This window comes from Arthrobacter halodurans, assembly GCF_041877255.1.
Taxonomy (GTDB): domain Bacteria; phylum Actinomycetota; class Actinomycetes; order Actinomycetales; family Micrococcaceae; genus Arthrobacter_N; species Arthrobacter_N halodurans.
In genome coordinates this window covers 124,981-147,917 of the sequence record NZ_JBHDLJ010000001.1, presented here as the reverse complement: position 1 = coordinate 147,917, position 22,937 = coordinate 124,981, and the positions used below count along the sequence as shown (strand labels likewise).

Here is a 22,937-nt window from a genome sequence, read left to right as displayed (position 1 = left end):
GCCGCGGCGCGCCGCCGCAGGACAGGCCCCGGCCCGGGCATCGCGCCCGGGCCGGGCCTCAGTGCGTGCGCGTACCCTCCGGCAGGCCCCCGGTGGCCTCCGTCGGCGCGGTGCGGGAGGTCTCCCAAGACGCCGGGCCCGGGCTGCCCGCCGGGTACTCCTCCAGCGGCACCTCGCCGGACGCCCAGGCCGCCAGCACGGGATCGAGGATCCGCCAGCATTCCTCGGCGGTGTCCCCACGCACGGACAGGGTCGGGTCCCCGGAGAGCACGCCCCACAGCACCTCGCCGTACGGGAGCAGGTCGGGGGTGTTCAGCTCCGCGCTCAGGTCGACGCGGTCCAGCGTGAACATGTCGCCGGGGCCGTTCACGTCCATCTCCAGATCCAGGGTGTCCGGGCCGAAGCCGATGCGCAGGCGGGTCGGGGAGTCGCACCCGCGGAACCCGCCGGGCAGGTGGGCGACCGGCTTGAACGTCACGACGGCCTCCTTGCGCCGCCGGCCGAGCGCCTTGCCCGAGCGGAGGATGAACGGAACGCCCGACCACCGGGCGTTGTTGATCCGGACCTCGATCTCGGCCAGCGTCTCGGTGCCCCGTTCCGCGTCGACGCCAGGCTCGGCGGTGTAGTCGGGGACCCCGCGGTCGCGGCTGGTTCCGGCGGTGTAGCGGGCGCGGCGGGTGCTGGCGGCGAAGTCCCCGGGGACGGAGGCCGCGCGCAGGACCGAGCCGATGTGGTCGCGCAGGTCCCGCTCGCCGAGCGTGGCCGGGGCGTTCAGCGTGAGCAGCGCGAGGATCTGCAGGAGGTGCGACTGGATCATGTCGCGCAGGGCGCCCGCCCGGTCGTAGTAGCCCGCCCGGTTCTCCAGCGCGAGGTCCTCGTCGTACACGACCTCCATCTTCTCCACGTGCTCGTTGCTGAACAGCGGCTCGAGGAGCCGGTTGGCGAAGCGCAGCCCCAGGATGTTGAAGACGGTCGCCTTGCCCCGGAAGTGGTCCACCCGGTGGATGCTCTCCTCCGGCACCAGCGAGGTCAGCGTCCGGTTCAGCGCCCGGGCCGAGTCCGCTCCGGACCCGAAGGGCTTCTCCAACACCAGGCTGGTGCCGGCCGGGACCTCCTCCGGGCGGAGCGTCTCGCAGGCCTTCTGGCTCACGGCCGGCGGCAGGGCGAAGTACACGGCGACCGGGCCCTCCAGCTCGGCCAGCAGGGCCCCCAGCTCGCCCGGCGCGGTGACGTCCAGCGCCCGATAGGTCGTCCCGGCCGCGACGCGCTCCAGGTCGCGCGCGCCGTCTTCCGACGCGGTCCCCGTCGCCGCGGCGAACACCTCCCCGACCCGTCCGCGCCACGCGGCGTCGTCGAAGTCGGGCGAGCCCACGCCCGCCAGGGCGAGGTCGGGTACGCGTCCGGAGGCGATGAGGCGCGCCAGTCCGGGGAGCAGCAGGCGCCCGGTGAGGTCCCCGGAGGCGCCGAGGATGAGCAGGGTCTTGACGCGCGGCGTCTGGTGGTCGGTCACGTGAACCACCTTAGCCACGGATCCGGCCCCCGGGCCCGCCGGCGCTTGGTAACCTTGGCTGTTGAGTCCGGCGGGTCTTCCCGCAGTACCGCCAACCGAAAGAAGTGCACGGCACGTGTTCAATTCACTCTCCGACCGCCTGACAGCGACCTTCAAGTCCCTGCGCGGCAAGGGCCGGCTGTCCGAGGCCGACATCGACGGCACCGTCCGCGAGATCCGCCGCGCCCTCCTGGACGCGGACGTCGCCGTCCCGGTGGTCCGCGAGTTCGCGGCGCACGTCAAGGAGCGCGCGCTCGGCCTGGAGGTCAGCCAGTCGCTGAACCCCGGGCAGCAGGTCGTCAAGATCGTCAACGACGAGCTCGTGCGGATCCTCGGCGGCGAGACGCGCCGGCTGAACCTCGCCAAGACCCCGCCGACCGTGATCATGCTGGCGGGACTCCAGGGCGCGGGCAAGACAACCCTCGCCGGCAAGCTGGCCAAGTGGCTCAAGGCCCAGGGACACACGCCGCTGCTGGTGGCCTGCGACCTGCAGCGCCCGAACGCGGTCAAGCAGCTCCAGATCAACGGCCAGCGCGCCGGCGTGCCCGTCTACGCCCCCCACCCCGGCGTCAGCTCGGAGTTCGAGTCCGCGACCGGTGACCCGGTCGCCGTCGCCCGCGACGGCGTCGCGGAGGCCCGCGCCAAGCTGCACGACGTCGTCATCGTCGACACGGCCGGGCGTCTCGGCGTGGACGAGGAGATGATGCGCCAGGCCGCGGACATCCGCGCTGCCGTCAACCCGGACGAGGTCCTCTTCGTCATCGACGCGATGATCGGCCAGGACGCCGTCAACACGGCCCAGGCGTTCAACGACGGGGTCAACTTCACCGGCGTCGTGCTCTCCAAGCTCGACGGCGACGCGCGCGGCGGCGCCGCGCTGTCCGTCGCGTCGATCACCGGCAAGCCGGTCATGTTCGCGTCCACCGGCGAGACGCTGGACGACTTCGAGGTGTTCCACCCGGACCGCATGGCCTCGCGCATCCTCGACATGGGCGACATCCTCACGCTCATCGAGCAGGCTGAGAAGTCCTGGGACAAGGGCGAGGCCGAGCGGATGGCGAAGAAGTTCGCCGACCGCGAGGACTTCACCCTCGAGGACTTCCTCGCGCAGATGCAGCAGATCAAGAAGATGGGCTCGCTCAAGAAGATGCTCACGATGATGCCCGGCGCGCAGGTCTCGCGCCAGCAGCTGGAGCAGTTCGACGAGCGCCAGATCGACCGCATCGAGGCCATCGTGCGCTCCATGACCATGCACGAGCGCCTGGCGCCGAAGATCATCAACGGATCGCGCCGCGCCCGCATCGCCAAGGGCTCGGGTGTGCACGTCTCCGAGGTGAACCAGATGCTGGAGCGTTTCGGAGAGGCCCAGAAGATGATGAAGCGCATGGCCGCGGGGGGCGGCATGCCCGGCATGCCGGGCGCCCCGGGCCGCGGCAAGAAGGCCTCCGCCAAGGGCGGAGGCAAGAAGAAGCAGCAGAAGTTCGGCAACCCCGCCAAGGCGGCCCAGGCCGCGGCCGAGGCGCAGAACCGGAAGTCCGCCGCGCCCAGCGGCGCCGCCTTCGGGCAGCAGGGCCAGGCGCAGGACTTCGACCCGGCGAACCTGAACCTGCCCAAGGGCTTCGAGAAGTTCCTGGGCAAGTAGGGCGCCCGTGGCGAGCCAGCTCGGCCCCGCCGGCCCCGCCAGCCCCGCCGGCGTCCCCGGATGGCACCGGCTGGACGTCGCCGTCCTGATGCGCCGACGCGACGGGGCCGTGCTGGTGGTCGCGTCCCCGGACGGATGGGCCCTGCCCGGCGGGCCGGTTCCGACCGGATCGTCCCCGCGGGGGGCCGCCAGCCAGACGCTGCTGCGCCTGGCGCTGGAGCCCTCCCTGGGCCGCCTGCTGGTGCAGGACTTCCGGAGCGCGGACGACGGCGGGACGCAGGTCCTGGTCTACGACGCCGGTGCGTGGTCCACGGACCTCGACGGCTTCACGGCCGACGGGGGATCCGTCCGGGCGGCCTTCTGCCCCGTGGCGGATCTGGCGGCGAGGCTGGGGGCCGCCGGGGCGGAGCGGGCCGCAGCCGGCCTCGCCGCGCTGGAGCTGGGGTTCCTCGCGGAGCTCGAGGACGGCCTGGACGCCACCCCCGGCGCGGTTCCCGGCAACGGGGCGCCGCCCCGGCGCATGATGCCCGACCTGCCGGTTTCCTCCCCCGTGCTCGCGGCGCGCTGAGAGTCCGGCGTCCCCGGTGACCGCGGCGCGCCGGGTTCCGGGCTCGCCGGGTGTGCGCTCGTGGCCCGCGGGCACCGCGCCACGCCGGGGGTTTCGCGGCCGGGGACAACCTCTGGCATAATGGCTGGGTACTCGACCGGCGCGGCCCCTCTCTCCGCGTGCGCGTCTTGTCCCTTGAACCCGCGCAGTATGGCCCGCCCCACGGGCGCAGAACCATGGGTTCGCCCTTTGTTGAGAAACAGGAGTGACCACTACAGTGGCCGTTAAGATTCGACTCAAGCGCTTCGGCAAGATGCGCTCCCCGTTCTACCGCATCGTCATCATGGACTCCCGCGCCAAGCGCGACGGCCGTGCCATCGAGGAGATCGGCAAGTACCACCCGACCGAGGAGCCCTCGTTCATCGAGGTCAACTCCGAGCGGGCCCAGTACTGGCTGTCCGTCGGCGCCCAGCCGACCGAGCAGGTCGCCGCGATCCTCAAGATCACCGGCGACTGGCAGAAGTTCAAGGGCATCGAGGGCCAGGAGGGCACCCTGCGCACCAAGGCGCCCAAGGAAGCCTTCGTCGCCCCCGAGAAGGCTTCCGTGATCCTCCCCGAGGCCATCACGAAGAAGTCCGAGAAGACCGAGGCCCCGGCCGAGGACTCCGACTCCGAGACCGCCGAGGCCAAGTAGCGGTGCTCGCCGAGGCCCTGGACCACCTGGTGCGCGGCATCGTCGACTCCCCGGAGGACGTCGCCGTCGCGCTGAAGGACAACCGCCGCGGGGAAACCCTCGAGGTGCGCGTCCACCCGGACGATCTGGGCCGGGTCATCGGCCGGCAGGGCCGCACCGCGAAGTCCCTGCGCACCGTGGTCGCCGCCCTGTCCGGCGGCGAGCCGGTCCGAGTCGACGTCGTCGACACGGACCGCCGCCGCTGACCGGTCGCAGAGCCCCGGCAGCGCCGCACTCGTGCATCGCACGTCGGCCCCGCACCGTTCACGGTGCGGGGCCGACGCCTTTAAGCCGCGCCGCCTGCCCGGCGGCAACTAGCATTTACACCACACGCCCCACGAAGGAGTCACCATGCGCCTCCAGGTCGCACGCATCGGCAAGCCCCACGGCATCCGCGGGGAGGTCACCGTCCAGGTCATGACCGACTCGCCCGGCGACCGCTTCACGCCCGGCGCGGTCCTCGAGGTGGAGCCCTCCGGGCACGGCACCCTGACCGTCGAGTCCGCGCGCTGGAACAAGGACATCCTCCTGCTGGCGTTCGCCGAGGTGTTGGACCGGAACGCCGCCGAGACCCTGCGTGGCGCGCAGCTGTTCGTCGAAACCGACGAGGCCGAGGACGACGGCGAGGAGGACGCCTGGTACGAGCACGAGCTCGAGGGCCTCGAGGTCCGGGTCGCCGGCGAGGCCGTCGGCAAGGTGACCGGCCTGCGCACGCTCACCGCCCAGGACCTGCTGATCGTGCGGACCGGCGAGGGCGACGAGGTCCTCGTGCCCTTCGTGGAGGCCATCGTGCCCGTCGTCGACGTGGCCGGCGGCTTCGTCGAGCTCACCCCGCCCCCGGGGCTCTTCGAGCTCAACCGCGACGACGCCGGGACGGGGGACGGTCGCTAGCCGTGCGCATCGACGTCGTCACCATCTTCCCCGAGTACCTGGCTGCCCTGGACCTGTCGCTGATCGGCAAGGCGCGCCGCGACGGACTGCTGGACCTGCGCGTGCGCGACCTGCGCGAGCACGCCACCGACCGCCACCGGACCGTCGACGACACCCCCTATGGCGGCGGGGCCGGGATGGTCATGAAGCCCGAGCCGTGGGGAGCCGCGCTCTCCGCCGTCTCCGCCTCGGCCGCCCCCTCGGGCCGGCGCCCGCTGCTGATTGTGCCCTCGCCCGCCGGGGCGGTGTTCGACCAGGCCATGGCCCGCGAGCTGGCCGAGCGGGAGCACCTGGTGTTCGCCTGCGGCCGCTACGAGGGCATCGACGAGCGGGTGCTCGAGTGGGCCGCCGAGGACTTCGAGGTGCGTCCGGTCAGCCTCGGCGACTACGTGCTCAACGGTGGCGAGGTCGCCGTGCTGGCCATGGTGGAGGCCGTGGGCCGCCTGGTCCCCGGGGTCGTCGGCAACCCCGAGTCGCTGGTCGAGGAGTCGCACTCGGACGGCCTGCTGGAATACCCGGTCTACACGAAGCCGGCCTCGTGGCAGGGGCGCGAGGTTCCCGAGGTGCTGCTCGGGGGAAACCACGGGAAGGTCGCCCGGTTCCGGCGCAACGAGCAGCTGCGGCGCACCGCCGCGCGCCGCCCGGACCTGATCCTTGCCCTGGACCCGTCGACGCTGAACCGTCACGACCGCGACACCCTCTGGCACGCCGGTTTCCGGATCGACGGCGGGCGGATCGTTCCGCGCGAGGATTAGCCCGGCCGCCGCTCGTGTGGCAGAATATGGACTTGCGCCTACTGGGCTCTCTCCTGCCGCAGGGGGAGACCGCCAACAGTCAGGCCGACCGGCGTCCGATTCCGGACCAGCCGGTTCATCAACTTCGGTCGACGCGGCATCCGGGCGCCTTACGGGCCCGGCCGCGCGACCGCGTTAACGGTGGGTGACCTGCGGCGTCCACCCAAGGAGTAGCTGTTATGCAGATCCTCGATTCGGTCAACGCGGCCTCGCTGCGCAACGACGTCCCCGCGTTCCGCGCGGGCGACACCCTCAAGGTGCACGTCAACATCGTCGAAGGCAAGAACTCCCGCATCCAGGTGTTCCAGGGCTTCGTCCTGGGCCGCCAGGGCTCGGGCGTCGGCGAGACGTTCACGGTCCGCAAGGTCTCCTTCGGCGTCGGCGTGGAGCGCACCTTCCCGGTGCACTCCCCGATCATCGACAAGATCGAGGTCCTGGCCCGCGGCGACGTGCGCCGCGCCAAGCTGTACTACATGCGCGATCGCCACGGCAAGGCCGCGAAGATCAAGGAAAAGCGCGACTTCGGCAACGCCAAGTAGCCTGATCCCCTCCGACGGCGCCGGCCCGGTTCCGTCCGCGATCGTGACGACTGACCCCGGCTCCGACGACCCGTCGACGGAGCGCACGAAGCGCCGGTCCCCTGTCGGGGGCTGGCGCTTCGTCGTCGGCGCGCTCGCGGCCGCGGCCGTGCTCGCCATCGTGCTCCGCGCGACCCTGGTGGACTTCTACTACGTCGGGAGCGGTTCCATGCGTCCGACGCTCGTCGAGGGCGACGGACTGCTCGTGGACCGGACCGCCGGCGACGCGGCGGAGATCGCGCGCGGCGACGTCGTCGTGTTCGACGGCCGAGGCTCCCTGCTCCCGTACGGCGAGGCCGGGGCCATCGACCCGTTCCTGAGGGCGCTGCGGCTGTCGGGGGACGACACCCTGTTCGTCAAGCGCGTTATCGCGGTCGGCGGAGACCGCCTAAGCTGTTGTGACGGTGGCGGCTCGCTGGTGCTCAACGGGACGCCGCTCGCGGAACCGTATCTCGCGCCGGGCGCGCCGGCCAGCGCGCAGGACTTCGCCATCGAGGTCCCGAGGGGTCGGCTCTGGCTGATGGGCGACCACCGGGTGGCGTCCGAGGACTCCCGCTCCCTGCTCGGTGCGCCCGGGGGAGGCATGATCCCGGTGGACCGCGTGGTCGGCACCGTGGAGCGCGTCGTCTGGCCCCCGGAGAGATCCGGATCCCTGAACCCGAAAGGCACACCGTGACCGAAGAAGCGTCCGGACGGCACGCGGACGACGGCGCCGGACGACCACGGCATCCCGCCTGGGGCTGGATCAAGGAGATCCTCGTCGTCGTCGGAATCGCCCTGGTCCTCTCCTTCGTCATCAAGACGTTCTTCTTCCGCGCCTTCTACATCCCCTCCGGCTCGATGGAGCCGACCCTGCAGATCGACGACCGCATCTTCGTCAACCTCATGGTGCCGGGCCCGTTCGACCTGGAGCGCGGCGACGTCGTCGTGTTCCGGGACGACCTGGGATGGCTGGGCGACGCCGAGCCGGCCGTAACGAGCCCGCTGGCCGGGGCGCTGGCGTTCGTCGGGCTGGCGCCCGACGGCGCCGAGCAGCATCTGGTCAAGCGCGTCGTCGGGCTCCCCGGCGACACCGTGGAGTGCTGCGCCGAGGACGGGCGCTTGCTCGTCAACGGGGTGGCCGTCAGCGAGCCCTACGTCTGGCCCGGGGCGGCGCCGTCGGACGAGGAGTTCCAGGTGGAGGTGCCTGCGGGCAAGCTGTGGGTGCTCGGCGACCACCGCAACGCGTCGGCCGACTCCCGCTTCCACCGCGACGAGCAGGGCGGCTTCGTGGATGTGGAGCAGGTCGAGGGCAAGGCTGCGGTCATCGCGTGGCCGCTGGACCGCGCCGGCACCGTCGACGACCACCACGGGGCGTTCGCCGACGTTCCGGCCGGGAACTCCGGCGCGGCGACGCCGGAGCGCTAGCCGTGGGACACGCCGGAGGGCGGGCGCGGGGCGCGGAGGCAGGGGAGGCGTCCGCGACGCCGGACGCGGCGCGCGCCGCCGCCCGGACCCCGCGGCGCCCGGACCCCGCGGCCGAGCCCACGCTGGAGGCCGAGCGACGGCTTGCCGCGGGCGGGCACCGGCTCGTCGGCGGATGCGACGAGGTCGGCCGTGGCGCCCTCGCAGGGCCCGTCAGCGTCGGCCTCGTGGTCGTCGACCCGCTGTTGGCCGCACCCCTGCCGGGCGTCCGCGACAGCAAGCTCCTCTCCGCCGGCCAGCGCGAGGCCCTCGCACCCCGCATCCGGGCCTGGGCCGCCGCGTGGGGCGTCGGGCACGCTTCCGCCACGGAGATCGATACCCTCGGCCTGGTCCCCGCCCTCCGACTGGCCGGGGTACGTGCCTGGGCCGCCGCGTCCGCGACCGCGCGCCCCGACATCGTGCTGTTGGACGGCAACCTCGACTGGCTGGGCCGCCGCGAGCGGACGCTTTTCGACGCGGCCGCCAGCGACGCGGCCGGTGGCATCGACGTGCCCGTCGCGCTGCGCGTCAAGGCCGACCTGCATTGCCTCTCCGTCGCGGCCGCGAGCGTGCTCGCCAAGGTCGAGCGGGACGCGCTCATGGCCGTCTACGACGGGGAGTTCCCCGGCTTCGGCTGGGCGCGGAACAAGGGCTACGGCACCGCCGCCCACCGCCATGCGATCGCCGAGCGGGGGCCCAGCGGCCACCACCGCGTCAGCTGGCGGCTCACCGCCGCCGATCAGGCACAATAGAACCCGATACCAGGAGGAACGATGAGTGCCGAAGACCTCGAGAACTACGAGACCGACATGGAGCTACAGCTCTACCGGGAGTACCGCGATGTGGTGAACCTCTTCAGCTACGTCGTGGAGACCGAGCGGCGCTTCTACCTGGCCAACCACGTGGACCTGCAGGCGCGCTCGGCCGACGGCGAGATCTATTTCGACGTCACGTTGCAGGACGCCTGGGTCTGGGATGTCTACCGGACCGCGCGCTTTGTGAAGAACGTTCGGATCATCACCTTCAAGGACGTGAACGTCGAGGAACTGGCCAAGTCGGAGGACCTGACCATTCCGAAGGACGCCGGAATGGGCGCGTAGGGCGGAGGCGGGCGCAACCCGCGTTCCCCCTCCACAGCCGCGACGCGCGGCCGGCCATCCACACTGGCCCCGGACACCGCTCCGGGGCCTTTCGTTTGCCGCGAGACTGGTCGCGGAGGTGCCGACATGGGACACAATCAGGCGCTGGGGCGCCGCGGCGAGGACCTGGCCGCCGATTATCTGCGCGGGCTCGGGATGGCCGTGCTGGAGCGCAACTGGCGCTGCGCCGACGGGGAGCTGGACATTGTCGCGGAGGATGCCGGCTCGGTGGTCGGCATCGAGGTCAAGACGCGCAGCGGACTGGGATTCGGTCACCCCGCCGAAGCGGTGGGGCCCGCCAAGCTGCGGCGGCTGTTCCGGCTGACCCGCGCGTGGTGCTCCGAGCACGGGAGGCGCTGGTCCACCGCCCGGGTCGACGTCGTCGCGGTGCTGGTCGCGCCGGACGGCTCCGCCGGCATCGAGCACTACCGGGAGGTCGGGCCGTGAGCCTCGGACGCGCCGCGGGGGTCGCCCTGATCGGGCTGAACGGGAGCATCGTGGACGTCGAGGCCGACATCGGGGGAGGCCTGCCGGGCTTCGTGCTGCTCGGGTTGCCGGACGCCTCGCTCGCCGAGTCGAGGGACCGCATCCGCTCCGCCGCACGGAACTCGGGGGTGCCGCTCAGCCCCCGCCGCATCACGGTCAACCTGGTGCCGGCCTCGCTGCCCAAGCGCGGCTCGTCCTTCGACCTGGCCATCGTCGTCGCCGCACTGGCCGCCGCCGGCGACATCTCCAGCCCCCCGGGCGTGGTGTTCATCGCGGAGCTGGGCCTGGACGGGTGCCTGCGCCCGGTCTCCGGGGTGCTCCCGTCGGTGATGGCCTGCGTTGCCGCCGGCCGCCCCCGGGTGGTCGTCGCGGCGGAGAACCACGCCGAGGCGTCGTTAGTTCCCGGGGCGGACATCACCAGCCACCGGCACCTTGCCGAGGTCCTGGGCCGGTTCGGCGCCGATCCACACTCCCTGCGGCAACCCGCGGCGGCGCGGCGCGCGGAGACGGCGAACGGCCGCCCGTCCACGGGCGGGGCAACGCCGGGCCGGGCCGCGCCCGACCGGACTGCGTCGGACCGGGCCGCGTTGGACCGGAGCGCGCCGGACATGGCCGACATCGTGGGCCAGCTCGAGGCCCGCTACGCACTGGAGGTGGCTGCCGCCGGGGGACACCACCTGCTGCTGATGGGTCCACCCGGCGCCGGCAAGACCATGCTCGCCGAACGCCTGCCCGGCATCCTCCCGGACCTGACGGACACCGAGGCGATGGAGACCACGGCGGTCCACTCGTTGGGTGGCGGGCAGCGGGGCCTGGACCGGCTCCTCCGGCGGCCGCCGTTCGAGAGCCCCCACCACAGCGCCAGCATGGTGGCCCTCATCGGCGGGGGATCCGGCCTGCCGCGGCCAGGTGCCGCCTCGCGGGCCCACCGCGGCGTGCTGTTCCTCGACGAGGCGCCCGAGTTCGCCGCCAAGGCGCTCGACAGCCTGCGCCAACCCCTGGAGTCCGGCCGTCTGACGCTGCACCGTGCGGCCGGCGCCGCGACCTATCCGGCCCGCTTCCAGCTGGTCCTGGCCGCGAATCCTTGCCCCTGCGGACTCTCCACGGGCAAGGGGATCGACTGCACCTGCACGCCCATGCAGCGACGCCGTTACCTCGACCGGCTCTCGGGTCCGCTGCTGGACCGGATCGACCTGCAGATCGGCGTGCCGCGCGTCGCCGCGGTCCAGCTACGCGGCGGGGTCCGGGCGGAGGACTCTGCCGCCGTGGGGGCACGCGTCGCCGCCGCCCGGGAACTCCAGCGGGCCCGCCTCGACCCCCTGGGGTTGAGCCGCAACGCGGACCTTCCCGGGACGCTCCTCCGTGGCGAGCTCGCGCTGCCGCCCGCGGTCACCGCGGGCGCCGACCGTGAACTCGATCGCGGCCGGCTCACGGCCAGGGGTTACGACCGCGTCCTGCGCATCGCCTGGACGGTCGGCGATCTGGCCCGCCACGATCGGCCGTCCGCGGGCGACGTCGACGTGGCACTTCAGCTGAGACAGCACGCCAAGGGAGAGACACCATGAACAACGGTGAGAGGAACCGCTGGGCACGGGCCGGGCTGTCCCGTCTGATGGAGCCCAACGACCTTACGGCGCTCGCGCTCGTGGCGGTGGCCGGGGCGGAAGAGGCCTTCCGGCTCGTGACGGGCCACACGGGGCCGGCCCCCGCGGCGGAGCAACAGGCTGTCGCGGAACTGCTGGCCGACGGCTCGGCCTCGAAGGCGGAGCATCGCCTCGACGCCGGACTCCAGCGCTGGCGCCCCCGCGCCGCGGACTGCGCCCCGGCCCGCGATCTCGAAACCATGCGCCGGCTCGGCGGCGGCCTCCTCGTTCCGGAGGATCCCGGCTGGCCGGAGCAGTTCGACGCCCTTGGTCTGTCCGCGCCGCTGTGCCTCTGGTGGCGCGGGCGGACGGGGCCGGAATCGCTGCCGGGGTTTCGGGACCTGATGGCTGTCGTCGGTAGCCGCGACGCCACGGAATACGGCCGGCACGTCACGGCCGAACTGGCAGCGAGCGTGGTGGCGTCCGGCGTCACGGTCGTGTCCGGCGGTGCCTACGGGATCGACGCGCGCGCGCACGAGACGGCGCTGTCGGTCGGATCGCGGGACCTGGGCGCCTCCGGGCCGGCGACTCCGGGCGCGCCCGACGAGTGCCTGGCACCCCGCACGATCGCGGTGATGGCGGGGGGACTGGACCGCTTCTACCCGGCGGGCAACGAGGAGTTGCTGCGGCGTGTCGCGGCCGACGGGGCGCTCATCGCCGAGGTGGCCCCCGGGACGGCGCCGACGCGCTGGCGGTTCCTGCAGCGCAATCGGCTGATCGCAGCTCTATGCGCCGCCACCGTCGTGGTGGAGGCCCGCTGGCGCTCCGGTGCGCTGACGACCGCCCGCCGCGCCGCCGAGATGGGGCGGGAGGTTGGCGCCGTCCCCGGGTCGGTCTTCTCCGCGAACTCCGCCGGGTGCCACCGGCTCCTGCGCGAGGGCTCCGCGGTGGCGGTGACGGATGCCGCCGAGGCGCTGGAATTGCTGGGTGAGAGCCGGGCGCACGCCGAACAGGCCACGTCGGGCGCGGCCGCCCGCGAGCACGCGTCGACGAGGCCGCACGACGGACTGGATATCCAGGACCTTCTGCTCCTGGATGCGCTGCCGGTGAGGACGGCCAGCACCCCCGACAAGCTGGCGACCGTGGCGGGACTCGGCATCGGCGCGGTTCTCGGCGGGCTCTCGCGGCTGGAGGACCGGGGGCTGGCCCGCAGGGTGGGCCAGGGCTGGCAGCGCGGCGGCAACTGAACGGGGTGTCCGTTTGCCGTGCCCGCACCCGGGGGGCACAGTGGAGCCATGGATGAACACGAACGCGAGCCCGGACGGGAGACGCGCCAGCCGGACGGCGCCGAGCTGCCGCACGCGTTCGCCGAGGCGCTGGCAGCGTTCGGGCGCCACCTGTCGCTGGAGCGCGCCCGCAGCGAGCACACCGTGCGGGCCTATCTGGGCGACGTCTCGTCCCTCTTGGCGGCGGCGGCCCGACGCGGCGCCGGGGACCTGCGCGACGTCGATCTGACGCTGCTGCGGCTCTGGCTGGGCGAGCAGCGAGCCGAGGGCCGGGCACGGTCAACCCTCGCGCGCAAGTCCGCCTCCGCGCGCACGTTCATGGGCTGGGCGCGTCGGGAGGGACTCGTCGACGTCGACCCGTCCGCACGACTCCAGTCCCCGCGCGGCGGGAAGAGCCTGCCCCACGTCCTGCAGCAGGGGCAGATGCGGCGGCTCCTCGACGACCGGGGTCCGGCGGCGACGGCGCCGCCCGCCGGAACGGCCGACGACGGACGCGGCCGGGCCCCCACCGCCCTGGAGGCCGCGGTCCGCGACCGCGACACGGCGCTTCTCGAGCTTCTCTACGCCAGCGGCATCCGCGTGGGGGAACTGACGGCCCTCGACCTCGGCGACGTTGACCACGACAGGAGGACACTGCGTGTCCTCGGCAAGGGGAACAAGGAGCGCACCGTTCCCTTCGGGCAGCCGGCACTGAACGCTGTGAGCGACTGGTTGCGGCGCGGTCGGCCGCAGCTGGTGAACGAAGCCAGCGGCACAGCCCTGTTCCTCGGCAAGCGCGGGGCGCGCATCGGACAGCGCCAGGTGCGCGAGACGGTCTCTCAGGCGCTCGCGGCCCTCGGCGACACCTCGGCACGGAGCCCCCACGCCCTTCGGCACTCGGCGGCGACGCACCTGCTGGACGGCGGCGCCGACCTCCGCGCCGTCCAGGAGCTCCTGGGGCACAATTCGCTGGCGACCACCCAGCTCTATACGCACGTGTCCGTGGATCGCCTCAGGTCCAGTTACCAGCAGGCGCACCCGCGTGCCTGAGGCACGATTCCCGGCGCTGACCTGACAAGACGCCCGACACGCCGATGATCCGCATATCGCGCCGAAGTGGCGGTTGGGCCGTCGATCGTGTTCAATGAACCTTGTGAACGGCGCCATCTGCCGGGATTCTGCCGTGGACGTTGGGGAAGACGTACCAAGAGCAACCGGAGGATGGCATGTCTGTAACCATGACCAGGGGCGTACTGTTCGTACACTCGGCCCCTGGAGCGTTGTGCCCTCACATCGAGTGGGCCATCGGCTCGGTCGTCGATCAGCGCACCGAGCTCACGTGGGCCGCCCAATCGGCCGCGCCCGGAATGTATCGCGCCGAAATCGGCTGGACCGGCCCGCAGGGCATCGGCGCACAGCTGGCCTCCTCCCTCCGCGGCTGGGCCCACCTCCGCTACGAGGTGACCGAGGAACCGAGCCCCGGCGTCGACGGCAGCCGCTGGTCGCACACCCCCGAGCTGGGCATCTTCCATGCCACCACCGACAGCGCCGGGAACATCATGGTCGGCGAGGACCGCATCCGCTACGCCTACGAGCAGGGCGGCGGCGATCCCTCGTTGGTGTACCAGGAACTCTCCCTTGCTCTCGGAGAGGCCTGGGACGAGGAGCTGGAGCCCTTCCGGCACGCGTCCGAGGGGGCCGCGGTCCGCTGGCTGCACCAGGTCGGCTGACCCCGTCCGCGGAAACCCGACATACCAGGCGATTTAGCACCCAAGGGAATCATCCCCGCATTTTGGGTGCCCACGGCCCGCCTTCACCCTCGGACTGCCAGGCGCCGGGACGTGCGGAACGTGGCCGGCACGTGGGGAACGGCCACGGGAAGCGTGTGACGGCCCCGGAACGTGTGTGACGGACCCGGCACGGGCGTGACGGACCCGGGACGTGCGGAACGTAGCCGGGACGTGTGCGACGGCGCCGCGCGGGGCCCGCCGCGTGGCCCGGCCGGATGGGCGCCGCGTCGCCGGCTACCCGGGCAGTGAGCCGAAGAGCCCCCGATCCTGACGGAACGGGGGCTCTTCGCACGGGCGTCCGGCGATGCCGGGGAACCGCGGCCTAGAGGCTGCGGATCGCGACCACGGCGTTGTGCCCGCCGAAGCCGAACGAGTTGTTCAGCGCCACGATGGAGCCGCCGGGCAGCTGGCGCGGCGTTCCCGTGACAACGTCCAGCGGAATCTCCGGGTCCTGGTTCTCCAGGTTGATGGTGACGGGGGCGAGCCGCTCGTGGACGGCGAGCACGGCCAGCACGGATTCCACGGCGCCGGAGGCCCCGAGCAGGTGTCCCATCTGGGACTTGGTCGCGGAGACCGGCACGTTGTCCAAGTGGGCGCCCAGCGCGGTCTTCAGCGCGGTGTACTCCGGCTTGTCGCCCACCGGGGTCGACGTCGCGTGGGCGTTGACGTGGACGACGTCCTCGGGCTGGATGCGGCCGTCGAACATGGCGGCCTTCAGCGCGCGGGTCGCCCCGAGCCCCTCGGGGTCCGGGGCCGTGATGTGGTAGGCGTCGGCCGTGACGGATGTCCCGGCGAGCTCTGCGTAGATGCGGGCGCCGCGCGCCAGCGCGTGCTCCTCGGCCTCGAGGACCAGGGCCCCGGCGCCCTCGCCCATCACGAAGCCGTCCCGGCCCGTGTCGTAGGGCCGCGAGGCGTGCTCGGGGTCGTCGTTGCGGCGGGAGAGCGCCTGCATGGCGGCAAAGGCGGCGATCGGCATCGGGTGGATGGCTGCCTCCGCGCCGCCGCACATGACGACGTCGGCCTTCCCGTTGCGGATGAGCTCGAGGCCCACGTGCAGGGCCTCGGTGCCGGAGGCGCAGGCCGAGACGGGGGTGTGCGCGCCGGCGCGCGCGCCCAGGTCCAGGCTCACCGCGGCGGCGGGCCCGTTGGGCATGAGCATGGGGACGGTCATCGGCAGGACGCGGCGGGGCCCCTTCGCCTTCAGCGTGTCCCAGGCGTCGAGCAGCGTCCAGACGCCGCCGATGCCGGTCGCGAACGCGACGGCGAAACGGTCGTGGTCGACCTCGGTGATGCCGGTGTCGCGCCACGCCTCGCGGGCGGCGACGACCGCGAACTGGGTGGACGGGTCCATGCGCTTCATCTCGACGCGGGACAGGACGTCGGCGGCGGGCGTGGATGCCCGCGCGGCGAAGTGCACCGGCAGCTGGTACTCCTCGACCCAGTCGTCGGTCAGCGTGTGGGCACCGGAAACGCCCTTCAGGGCGTTGGCCCAGAGGGTGGGCACGTCTCCGCCGATCGGCGTCGTGGCGCCGAGGCCGGTGATTACAACTTTGCGGGCCATCGGAAAACTCTCTGTACGGGGTCGAAGGTGAGCCGCCGCGGGAAACGGCGGCCCCGGTGGGGGCGGCCCGCTGGGGACCGCCCCGACGACCCCTGGGGGCCGTTGCGCCCCGCGGGGCGCTTGGTGCTGGGGGCTGCTAGGCCTTGGCGCCGGCGATGAAGTTGACGGCGTCGCCAACGGTCTTGAGGTTCTTGACCTCTTCGTCCGGGATCTTCACGTCGAACTTCTCCTCGGCGTTGACCACGATGGTCATCATCGAGATGGAGTCGATGTCGAGGTCGTCGGTGAAGGACTTGTCCATTTCGACGGACTCCGTCGCCAGACCGGTTTCCTCGTTGACGATCTCGGCCAGTCCGGCCAAGATCTCTTCGTTGCTAGCCATAGTGGCTCCCTTTCTCTTGTGCCGGGGCGGTCCCGACGCATTGTTCGTCCGCCGAAGCGGCGTGGATCTTTCGAGGTCCCTGTCCAGCCTAGGGCAGGACGACCACCTGCGCGCCGAAGACGAGTCCGGCGCCGAAGCCGATCTGCAGGGCCAGTCCTCCCGACAGCTCCGGCTGCTCGCGCAGGAGGCGGTGCATGGCCAGGGGGACGGACGCCGCGGACGTGTTGCCCGAGTCCGCGATGTCGCGGGCCACGGCGACGGTCGGCGGCAGCTTGAGCTGCTTGACCATCTCGTCGATGATGCGCATGTTCGCCTGGTGGGGCACGAACGCGACGAGGTCCTCCGCCGTGACGCCGGCGGCGTCGAGCGCCTGCTGGGCCACCTTGGCCATCTCCCACACGGCCCAGCGGAACACCGTCTGGCCGTCCTGGCGCAGGGTCGGCCACAGCTTGGCCTCGGACCCGCCGACCAAGGCGGTTCCCTCGGGCTCCTCCTCGGCCTGGATGGCCATGTCGCGCAGGTCGATCATGGAGTGGGTCATGCCGATGGCGCCCCACTTGCTGCCGTCCGAGCCCCACACGGACGGACCGATTCCGGGCGTGTCCGAGGGGCCGATCACGACGGCTCCCGCGCCGTCGCCGAGCAGGAAGGAGATCGTGCGCTCGTGTCGGTCGATGATGTCGGAGAGCTTCTCGGCCCCCACGACGAGCACGTAGTCGGCGGCGCCGGACTTCACGAGCGCGTCGCCCTGGGCCACGCCGTAGCAGTAGCCCGCGCAGGCGGCGGAGATGTCGAAGGCCGGGGCCGGGGTCGCGCCGATCCGCTCGCAGAGCTCGGTGGCGGCCGACGGCGTGGCGTAGGGGGAGGTCACGGTGCTCACGATGACGGCGCCCAGCTGGGAGGCGTCGATGCCGGCGACGGCGAGAGCCTCCCGGGCGGCGATCTCGGCCATGTCGACGACCGACGTGTCCTTGCCCGCCCGGTGGCGCGTCACGATGCCCGTGCGCTGGCGGATCCACTCGTCGGAGGAGTCGATCCACTGGCAGACGTCCTCGTTGGTGACGACGACGTCGGGGCGCGCGGCGCCGACCCCGAGGATCCGGGTGTATTCGCGCAGCGGCGCCTGGCTTAGGGTGGCGGTCATCTCAGGAAGTTTCCTCTCCGGCGGGGGACGCGGTGTGTTCCGCGACGAAGGCGCGCGCGGCGTCCAGGTCGTCGGGGGACTTCAGGGCCAGCGTGGCGACGCCGCGAAGCCCTCGTTTGGCCAGGCCCGTGAGGGTTCCGGCGGGGGGCAGCTCGAGGAGCCCGGTGACGCCGAGGGCGGCGAGGCGTTCCATGCACAGGTCCCAGCGGACCGGGCGGGAGACCTGCGCGACGAGGCTGGCGACGTTCGCCGCGCCGGTGGCCACGGGTGCGCCGTCGTAGTTGCTCAGGAGGACGGGTCCGGGCTCCGCGGGCCGGAGCGAGGGGACCAGCGCCTCGAGCGCCCCGACGGCCGGGGCCATGTGTGCGGTGTGGAAGGCGCCGGCGACCTTGAGCGGGATGACCCGCGCCTTGGCCGGGGGAGCGGCGGCGAAGGCCGCGATGTCCTCGTTCGTCCCGGCGGCCACGATCTGGCCGCCGCCGTTGTTGTTCGCGGCGGTGAGGCCGGCGGACTCGATGGCGGACAGGACCTCCGCCGGGTCGCCGCCGAGGACGGCGGCCATTCCGGTGGGCGTCGCGGCGGCGGCCTCGGCCATCGCGTTGGCCCGTTCGCGGACGAACGCCATCGCGTCGCCCTCGGTGAGGGCGCCGGCCAGGGCGGAGGCGGTGATCTCGCCGACCGAGTGCCCGGCGAGCACGGAGCCCGCCGGAACCGGCGCGCCGCCGAACAGCGCCCGCGCGGCGACGAGTCCCGCGGCCACGATCAGGGGCTGGGCCACGGCGGTGTCCTTGATGGTGTCCTCGTCGGACACGGTGCCGTGCCGCACGAGGTCGCGCCCGGTCAGGCGCGAGAGCTCGCTCAGGTGGTCGGCCGCGCCGGGCACGTCGAGCCAGGGCGCGAGAAAGCCGGGGGTCTGGGAGCCCTGTCCTGGGCACACGATTGCTAGCACTGTTCCAGCTTTCCAAACATCGCCTCGCGCCCGTCTGTTTCGGGGCACCAAGGACCCGGCATCGGGTTGTAGGTATCCTACAAGGAGTCTGCCCCGTCGAGCCGGCCCACGACGAGCGCCGTCTGCAGCACGAACGCCTCGCGGGGGATCAGCGGGTCCCAGCCGGCCACGTCGCAGACGCGCTTGAGGCGGTACCGGACGGTGTTGGCGTGGACGAAGAGCTCGCGCGCCGTGCCCTCCAGCGAGTGCCCCAGCGCGAGGTAGCTGGAGAGCGTCTCCACGAGCCCGTTGCCGGCGCGCAGCAGCGGGGTGTAGATGTGGCGGACCAGGGCCGCGCGCGCGGCGGCGTCGCCGTTCATGACCCGCTCGGGCCACAGGTCCTCGGAGGACACGGGGCGCGGGGCCAGCGGCCAGGCGCGCGCCGCGGCGATGCCGGCGAAGGCGGCGTGGGCGGAGTCCGCGGCCTCCTTGAGGCTGGACGCCTGGGGCCCGTAGACCACCGGTCCCGCCCCGAAGTACTCGCTGAGGCGGGCGAAGCCGGCCTCGGCCCCCTCCACGCCGCCGAGCATGAGGATCAGCCGGTCCCCCTGGATGCCAACGAGGCAGTCCTGCGCGTGCCGCAGGCCTGCGCGGCGGAGGTCGCCGACGAAGCCCGCGGTGGCGACCTCCGGGGCGGTGCCGACCATGACGTGGATGCCGGTCTGGGACTTCCAGCCCACCGCGGCCACGCGGGAGCGCAGGGCGTCGGGGCTCTCCCCGCGCAGGACCGCGTCCACGACCAGCGCCTCGAGCCGGCTGTCCCAGGCGCCGCGGGACTCGGCGGCCCGGGCGTAGACGTCGGCCGCGGCGAACGCGACCTCGCGCGAGTAGCGCAGGACCGCCTCGCGCAGCTGCACCTGCTCGGACTCCGGGGCGAGGTCCGGGACCTGGCTCTCGACGACCTCGACGATCGTGCGGATGAGCTGCAGCGCCTTCTGCAGGCTGATGGAGCGCGTCAGTTCGGTGGGCGCCGCGCCGAACACGTCGGTGAGGACCCACTGCGGGGAGGTGGGGCGCTCGTACCACGAGACGAACGAGGCGATGCCCTTCTGGGCCACGAGCCCGAGGGCGGCGCGCTCTTCGGGGCGGAGACCGCGGTACCAGGGCAGCGACTGGTCAAGGTGCTTCAGTGCCACCGTGGAGAGCACCCCCAGATGCGACTTGAGCCGCTTGAGGGTCTCCGGGCTGGCCTTGGGCTGCCGCACCGGGCGGATGCGGGGCGTTGCGGCGCCCGACCGTTCTTCGCTCATGCGTCGAGGATACGCAACCCGGGCCGCGGGCTCCATTTTGTGCGAACGCTACAAAAAGAACGACGGCGGCCCGCCGGCCCGGCGCGTGTCGCGCGGGCGTGGCGGGCCGCCGTCGTGCGGCGCCGCGGGTGCCGGGTTAGGCGTCCCCTCCGGCGTTGCCGGTGGTGCCGGCGTTGACGTCGTCCAGCCGGTACTTCGCGAACGCCTTGGCCGCGGCGTCGGCGTCGACCTCGCCGCGGCGCCCGAGCAGCTCGAGGGCCTTGACGACGACGCTGTGCGCGTCGATCTTGAAGAAGCGGCGGGCTGCGGCGCGGGTGTCGGAGAACCCGAACCCGTCGGCGCCGAGCGTCGCGAACTCGTTCGGCACGAACTGGCGGATCTGGTCCGGCACGGCCTTCATGTAGTCCGTGACCGCCACGATCGGACCGGTGGCGCCGGCCAGCTGCTCCGTGACGAACGGGGTCCGGGCCTCGGAGCCGGGGTTGAGGAAGGCCTCCTCCTCGGCGGCCAGCCCGTCGCGCCGGAGCTCCGTCCAGCTGGTGACGGACCAGACGTCGGCGGAGACGCCCCACTCGTCGGCGAGGATCCGCTGGGCGTCCAGGGCCCAGGGAACGGCCACGCCGGAGGCGAGCAGCTGCGTGCGCGGGCCGTCGACCTTGGCCGGGGCCGCTAGGTAGATGCCCTTGAGCAGCCCGTCCACGTCGAGCTCCTCCGGCTCCGCCGGCTGGGTGATCGGCTCGTTGTACACGGTGAGGTAGTACATGACGTTCGGGTCGGCGTGCTTCCCGCCGTACATGCGCTCGAGGCCGGCGCGCATGATGTGCCCGATCTCGTAGCCGTACGCCGGGTCGTAGGTGACGACGGCCGGGTTGGTGCTGGCCAGGAGGGGCGAGTGCCCGTCCGCGTGCTGCAGGCCCTCGCCGGTGAGCGTGGTGCGCCCTGCCGTCGCTCCGATGATGAAGCCGCGCGTCATCTGGTCGGCGGCGGCCCAGAAGGAGTCGCCGGTCCGCTGGAAGCCGAACATCGAGTAGAAGACGTAGACCGGGATGAGCGGCTCGCCGTGCGTCGCGTAGGACGTGCCGGCGGCCGTGAATGCGGCCACCGCGCCCGCCTCGTTGATGCCCGGGTGGATCAGCTGGCCGCTGATCGACTCCTTGTATGCCAGGACCAGGTCGCGGTCCACGGACAGGTAGTTCTGCCCCTTCGGGTTGTAGATCTTCGCCGTCGGGAAGAAGGAGTCCATGCCGAAGGTCCGTGCCTCGTCCGGGATGATCGGCACGACGCGCTTGCCGAACTCCTTGTCGCGCATGAGGTCCTTCAGCAGGCGCACGAAGGCCATGGTGGTGGCCGCCTGCTGCTTGCCGGAGCCGCGCTTGGCGACCTCGTAGGCCTTGTCGCCGGGCAGCTGCACCTCGTCGTGGCGCGTGCGCCGCTCCGGGACCGACCCGCCGAGCTCGGCGCGGCGCTCCATCATGTACTGGATCTCGGGGGAGTCCTTGCCCGGGTGGTAGTAGGGCGGGAGGTACGGGTCCGCCTCGAGCTGCTCGTCCGTGATCGGGATGCGCAGGTGGTCGCGGAAGGCCTTGAGGTCCTCCAGCGTGAGCTTCTTCATCTGGTGGGTGGCGTTGCGCCCCTCGAAGTGCGGGCCCAGGCCGTAGCCCTTGACGGTCTTGGCCAGGATGACGGTCGGCTTGCCCTGGAATTCGGTGGCGGCCTTGTAGGCGGCGTAGACCTTGTTGTAGTCATGGCCGCCGCGCTTGAGGTTCCAGATCTGCTCGTCCGTGAGGTCGGCGACCATCTCCTTGGTCTCGGGGGACTTGCCGAAGAAGTGCTCGCGGACGAAACCGCCGGACTCCGCCTTGTAGGTCTGGTAGTCGCCGTCCGGGGTCTGGTTCATGATCTCCACGAGGGCGCCGTGCTCGTCCTTCTCCAGGAGCTCGTCCCACTCGCGTCCCCAGACGACCTTGATGACGTTCCAGCCGGCGCCGCGGAAGAACGCCTCCAGCTCCTGCATGATCTTGCCGTTGCCGCGGACCGGGCCGTCCAGGCGCTGCAGGTTGCAGTTGATGACGAAGTTCAGGTTGTCGAGCTTCTCGTTGGCCGCGAGCTGCAACAGCCCGCGCGACTCAGGCTCGTCCATCTCGCCGTCGCCGAGGAACGCCCACACCTGCTGGTCGGACGTGTCCTTCAGGCCGCGGTTGTGCAGGTACCGGTTGGACTGCGCCTGGTAGATCGCGTTCATCGGGCCGATGCCCATGGACACCGTCGGGAACTCCCAGAAGTCCTGCATGTTGCGCGGGTGCGGGTACGACGGCAGCGCGTGGCCGGCCTTGGACTTCTCCTGGCGGAAGCCGTCGAGGTCGGCTTCGCTGAGCCGGCCCTCCATGAAGGCGCGCGCGTACATGCCGGGGGAGGCGTGGCCCTGGAAGAAGACCTGGTCGCCGCCGCCGGGGTGGTCCTTGCCGCGGAAGAAGTGGTTGAAGCCGACCTCGTAGAGCGTCGCCGCGCCCGCGTACGTCGAGATGTGGCCGCCGACGCCGATGTCCGGATGCTGGCCGCGGTGAACCATGACGGCCGCATTCCAGCGCATCCAGGCGCGGTAGCGGCGTTCGATCTCTTCCTTGCCCGGGAACGCCGGCTCCTGGTCCACCGGGATGGTGTTCACGTAGTCCGTGGTGGTGACCATCGGCACGCCGACGCTCTTGGCGCCGGCCCGCTGCAGGAGGGAGCGGACGATGAACTGGGCGCGCTCGGTGCCCTGCGTCTCCACCAGGTCATCGAAGGACTCGATCCATTCGGCGGTCTCTTCGGGGTCGCGGTCCGGCAGCTGGCTGGTCAAGCCGCTACGGATGTGGGAAATGTGAAAGTCTTCGGCCACGTCCAACTTCTCCTCGTTACGGGTTACAGCGTGGGGAATGCGGCGCGTCCCACCGTGCGGGAGAAACGTCGCGGCGGCTCGGCCGCCCGGTTGCGCACCGCCGTCGGATAGTCGGCGGGGCCTTCCCGCCACTCTAGTGCGCGAGCGGCCGCGATGCGTAGCCGGGCGGCGCGCACGGGCCGCAGCGCCGCGGCCACACCTATTCGTCACACCGCGCCCGCGCGTAGCACCGCGGCACCGGATCGACCCGATCCA

23 protein-coding genes are annotated in these 22,937 nt (G+C 72.2%); 16 read left to right on the top strand and 7 right to left on the bottom strand.

Annotated elements, in window-relative coordinates; translation table 11 throughout:
* Positions 1–58 precede the first annotated feature (58 nt).
* The gene (locus ACETWP_RS00710) at positions 59–1,510 is read right to left on the bottom strand and encodes a glucose-6-phosphate dehydrogenase (protein WP_373970266.1); all 1,452 of its coding nucleotides are present in this window, start codon (positions 1,508–1,510) and stop codon (positions 59–61) included.
* 115 nt (positions 1,511–1,625) lie between these two features.
* Here ACETWP_RS00710 and ffh point away from each other — a divergent pair, with 115 nt between their 5' ends.
* The 16 genes from ffh to ACETWP_RS00630 all read left to right on the top strand — a co-directional run bounded on the left by ffh (position 1,626) and on the right by ACETWP_RS00630 (position 14,419).
* Positions 1,626–3,191, top strand: a complete 1,566-nt coding sequence (gene ffh, locus ACETWP_RS00705; protein WP_373970265.1) for a signal recognition particle protein — start codon at positions 1,626–1,628, stop codon at positions 3,189–3,191.
* A 7-nt stretch (positions 3,192–3,198) separates the two neighbouring features.
* Entirely contained in the window at positions 3,199–3,759 is a 561-nt protein-coding gene (locus ACETWP_RS00700) for an NUDIX hydrolase (RefSeq protein ID WP_373970264.1), read from the top strand.
* A 256-nt stretch (positions 3,760–4,015) separates the two neighbouring features.
* On the top strand, positions 4,016–4,432 hold the full coding sequence (gene rpsP / locus ACETWP_RS00695) for a 30S ribosomal protein S16 (RefSeq protein WP_373970572.1): 417 nt from the start codon (positions 4,016–4,018) through the stop codon (positions 4,430–4,432).
* 2 nt (positions 4,433–4,434) lie between these two features.
* Positions 4,435–4,677 (top strand): RNA-binding protein, encoded by a 243-nt coding sequence (locus ACETWP_RS00690; RefSeq protein ID WP_373970263.1) that lies wholly within the window; start codon positions 4,435–4,437, stop codon positions 4,675–4,677.
* Between the two features lie 145 nt (positions 4,678–4,822).
* Complete coding sequence (gene rimM, locus ACETWP_RS00685) at positions 4,823–5,362, top strand: ribosome maturation factor RimM (RefSeq protein ID WP_373970262.1); 540 nt, start codon at positions 4,823–4,825, stop codon at positions 5,360–5,362.
* 2 nt (positions 5,363–5,364) lie between these two features.
* The gene (trmD, locus tag ACETWP_RS00680; RefSeq protein WP_373970261.1) at positions 5,365–6,156 is read left to right on the top strand and encodes a tRNA (guanosine(37)-N1)-methyltransferase TrmD; all 792 of its coding nucleotides are present in this window, start codon (positions 5,365–5,367) and stop codon (positions 6,154–6,156) included.
* A gap of 218 nt (positions 6,157–6,374) precedes the next feature.
* On the top strand, positions 6,375–6,734 hold the full coding sequence (gene rplS / locus ACETWP_RS00675) for a 50S ribosomal protein L19 (RefSeq protein ID WP_373970260.1): 360 nt from the start codon (positions 6,375–6,377) through the stop codon (positions 6,732–6,734).
* Positions 6,735–6,777: 43 nt separating this feature from the next.
* Positions 6,778–7,449, top strand: coding sequence for a signal peptidase I (gene lepB / locus ACETWP_RS00670; protein ID WP_373970259.1), 672 nt, complete (start codon positions 6,778–6,780; stop codon positions 7,447–7,449).
* A complete protein-coding gene (gene lepB, locus ACETWP_RS00665) occupies positions 7,446–8,180 on the top strand; it encodes a signal peptidase I (RefSeq protein ID WP_373970258.1) in 735 nt (244 codons plus the stop codon). The genes lepB (ACETWP_RS00670) and lepB (ACETWP_RS00665) overlap by 4 nt, the downstream gene beginning before the upstream one ends.
* A 2-nt stretch (positions 8,181–8,182) precedes the next feature.
* Positions 8,183–8,968 (top strand): ribonuclease HII, encoded by a 786-nt coding sequence (gene rnhB, locus ACETWP_RS00660; RefSeq protein ID WP_373970257.1) that lies wholly within the window; start codon positions 8,183–8,185, stop codon positions 8,966–8,968.
* 21 nt (positions 8,969–8,989) lie between these two features.
* On the top strand, positions 8,990–9,316 hold the full coding sequence (locus tag ACETWP_RS00655; RefSeq protein ID WP_373970256.1) for a DUF2469 domain-containing protein: 327 nt from the start codon (positions 8,990–8,992) through the stop codon (positions 9,314–9,316).
* A gap of 126 nt (positions 9,317–9,442) precedes the next feature.
* Positions 9,443–9,802, top strand: a complete 360-nt coding sequence (locus ACETWP_RS00650; RefSeq protein WP_373970255.1) for a YraN family protein — start codon at positions 9,443–9,445, stop codon at positions 9,800–9,802.
* Positions 9,799–11,406: a YifB family Mg chelatase-like AAA ATPase gene (locus ACETWP_RS00645; RefSeq protein WP_373970254.1), complete on the top strand. Its 1,608-nt coding sequence runs from the start codon at positions 9,799–9,801 to the stop codon at positions 11,404–11,406. Before ACETWP_RS00650 ends, ACETWP_RS00645 begins: the two co-directional genes overlap by 4 nt.
* Positions 11,403–12,671, top strand: a complete 1,269-nt coding sequence (locus ACETWP_RS00640; RefSeq protein ID WP_373970253.1) for a DNA-processing protein DprA — start codon at positions 11,403–11,405, stop codon at positions 12,669–12,671. The genes ACETWP_RS00645 and ACETWP_RS00640 overlap by 4 nt, the downstream gene beginning before the upstream one ends.
* A gap of 48 nt (positions 12,672–12,719) precedes the next feature.
* A complete protein-coding gene (locus tag ACETWP_RS00635; RefSeq protein WP_373970252.1) occupies positions 12,720–13,739 on the top strand; it encodes a tyrosine recombinase XerC in 1,020 nt (339 codons plus the stop codon).
* A 176-nt stretch (positions 13,740–13,915) separates the two neighbouring features.
* A complete protein-coding gene (locus ACETWP_RS00630) occupies positions 13,916–14,419 on the top strand; it encodes a DUF3145 domain-containing protein (RefSeq protein WP_373970251.1) in 504 nt (167 codons plus the stop codon).
* 382 nt (positions 14,420–14,801) lie between these two features.
* On the opposite strand, the gene fabF is transcribed toward ACETWP_RS00630, so the two are convergent.
* From fabF to aceE, 6 genes are all read right to left on the bottom strand, one after another.
* The gene (fabF, locus tag ACETWP_RS00625; RefSeq protein WP_373970250.1) at positions 14,802–16,040 is read right to left on the bottom strand and encodes a beta-ketoacyl-ACP synthase II; all 1,239 of its coding nucleotides are present in this window, start codon (positions 16,038–16,040) and stop codon (positions 14,802–14,804) included.
* Positions 16,041–16,176: 136 nt separating this feature from the next.
* Entirely contained in the window at positions 16,177–16,422 is a 246-nt protein-coding gene (locus ACETWP_RS00620; RefSeq protein WP_373970249.1) for an acyl carrier protein, read from the bottom strand.
* An 88-nt stretch (positions 16,423–16,510) separates the two neighbouring features.
* The gene (locus tag ACETWP_RS00615; RefSeq protein ID WP_373970248.1) at positions 16,511–17,566 is read right to left on the bottom strand and encodes a beta-ketoacyl-ACP synthase III; all 1,056 of its coding nucleotides are present in this window, start codon (positions 17,564–17,566) and stop codon (positions 16,511–16,513) included.
* 1 nt (position 17,567) lies between these two features.
* A complete protein-coding gene (locus ACETWP_RS00610; RefSeq protein ID WP_373970247.1) occupies positions 17,568–18,515 on the bottom strand; it encodes an ACP S-malonyltransferase in 948 nt (315 codons plus the stop codon).
* A 77-nt stretch (positions 18,516–18,592) separates the two neighbouring features.
* The gene (locus ACETWP_RS00605) at positions 18,593–19,804 is read right to left on the bottom strand and encodes a PucR family transcriptional regulator (RefSeq protein ID WP_373970246.1); all 1,212 of its coding nucleotides are present in this window, start codon (positions 19,802–19,804) and stop codon (positions 18,593–18,595) included.
* A gap of 136 nt (positions 19,805–19,940) precedes the next feature.
* On the bottom strand, positions 19,941–22,682 hold the full coding sequence (gene aceE, locus ACETWP_RS00600; protein ID WP_373970245.1) for a pyruvate dehydrogenase (acetyl-transferring), homodimeric type: 2,742 nt from the start codon (positions 22,680–22,682) through the stop codon (positions 19,941–19,943).
* Positions 22,683–22,937 lie beyond the last annotated feature (255 nt).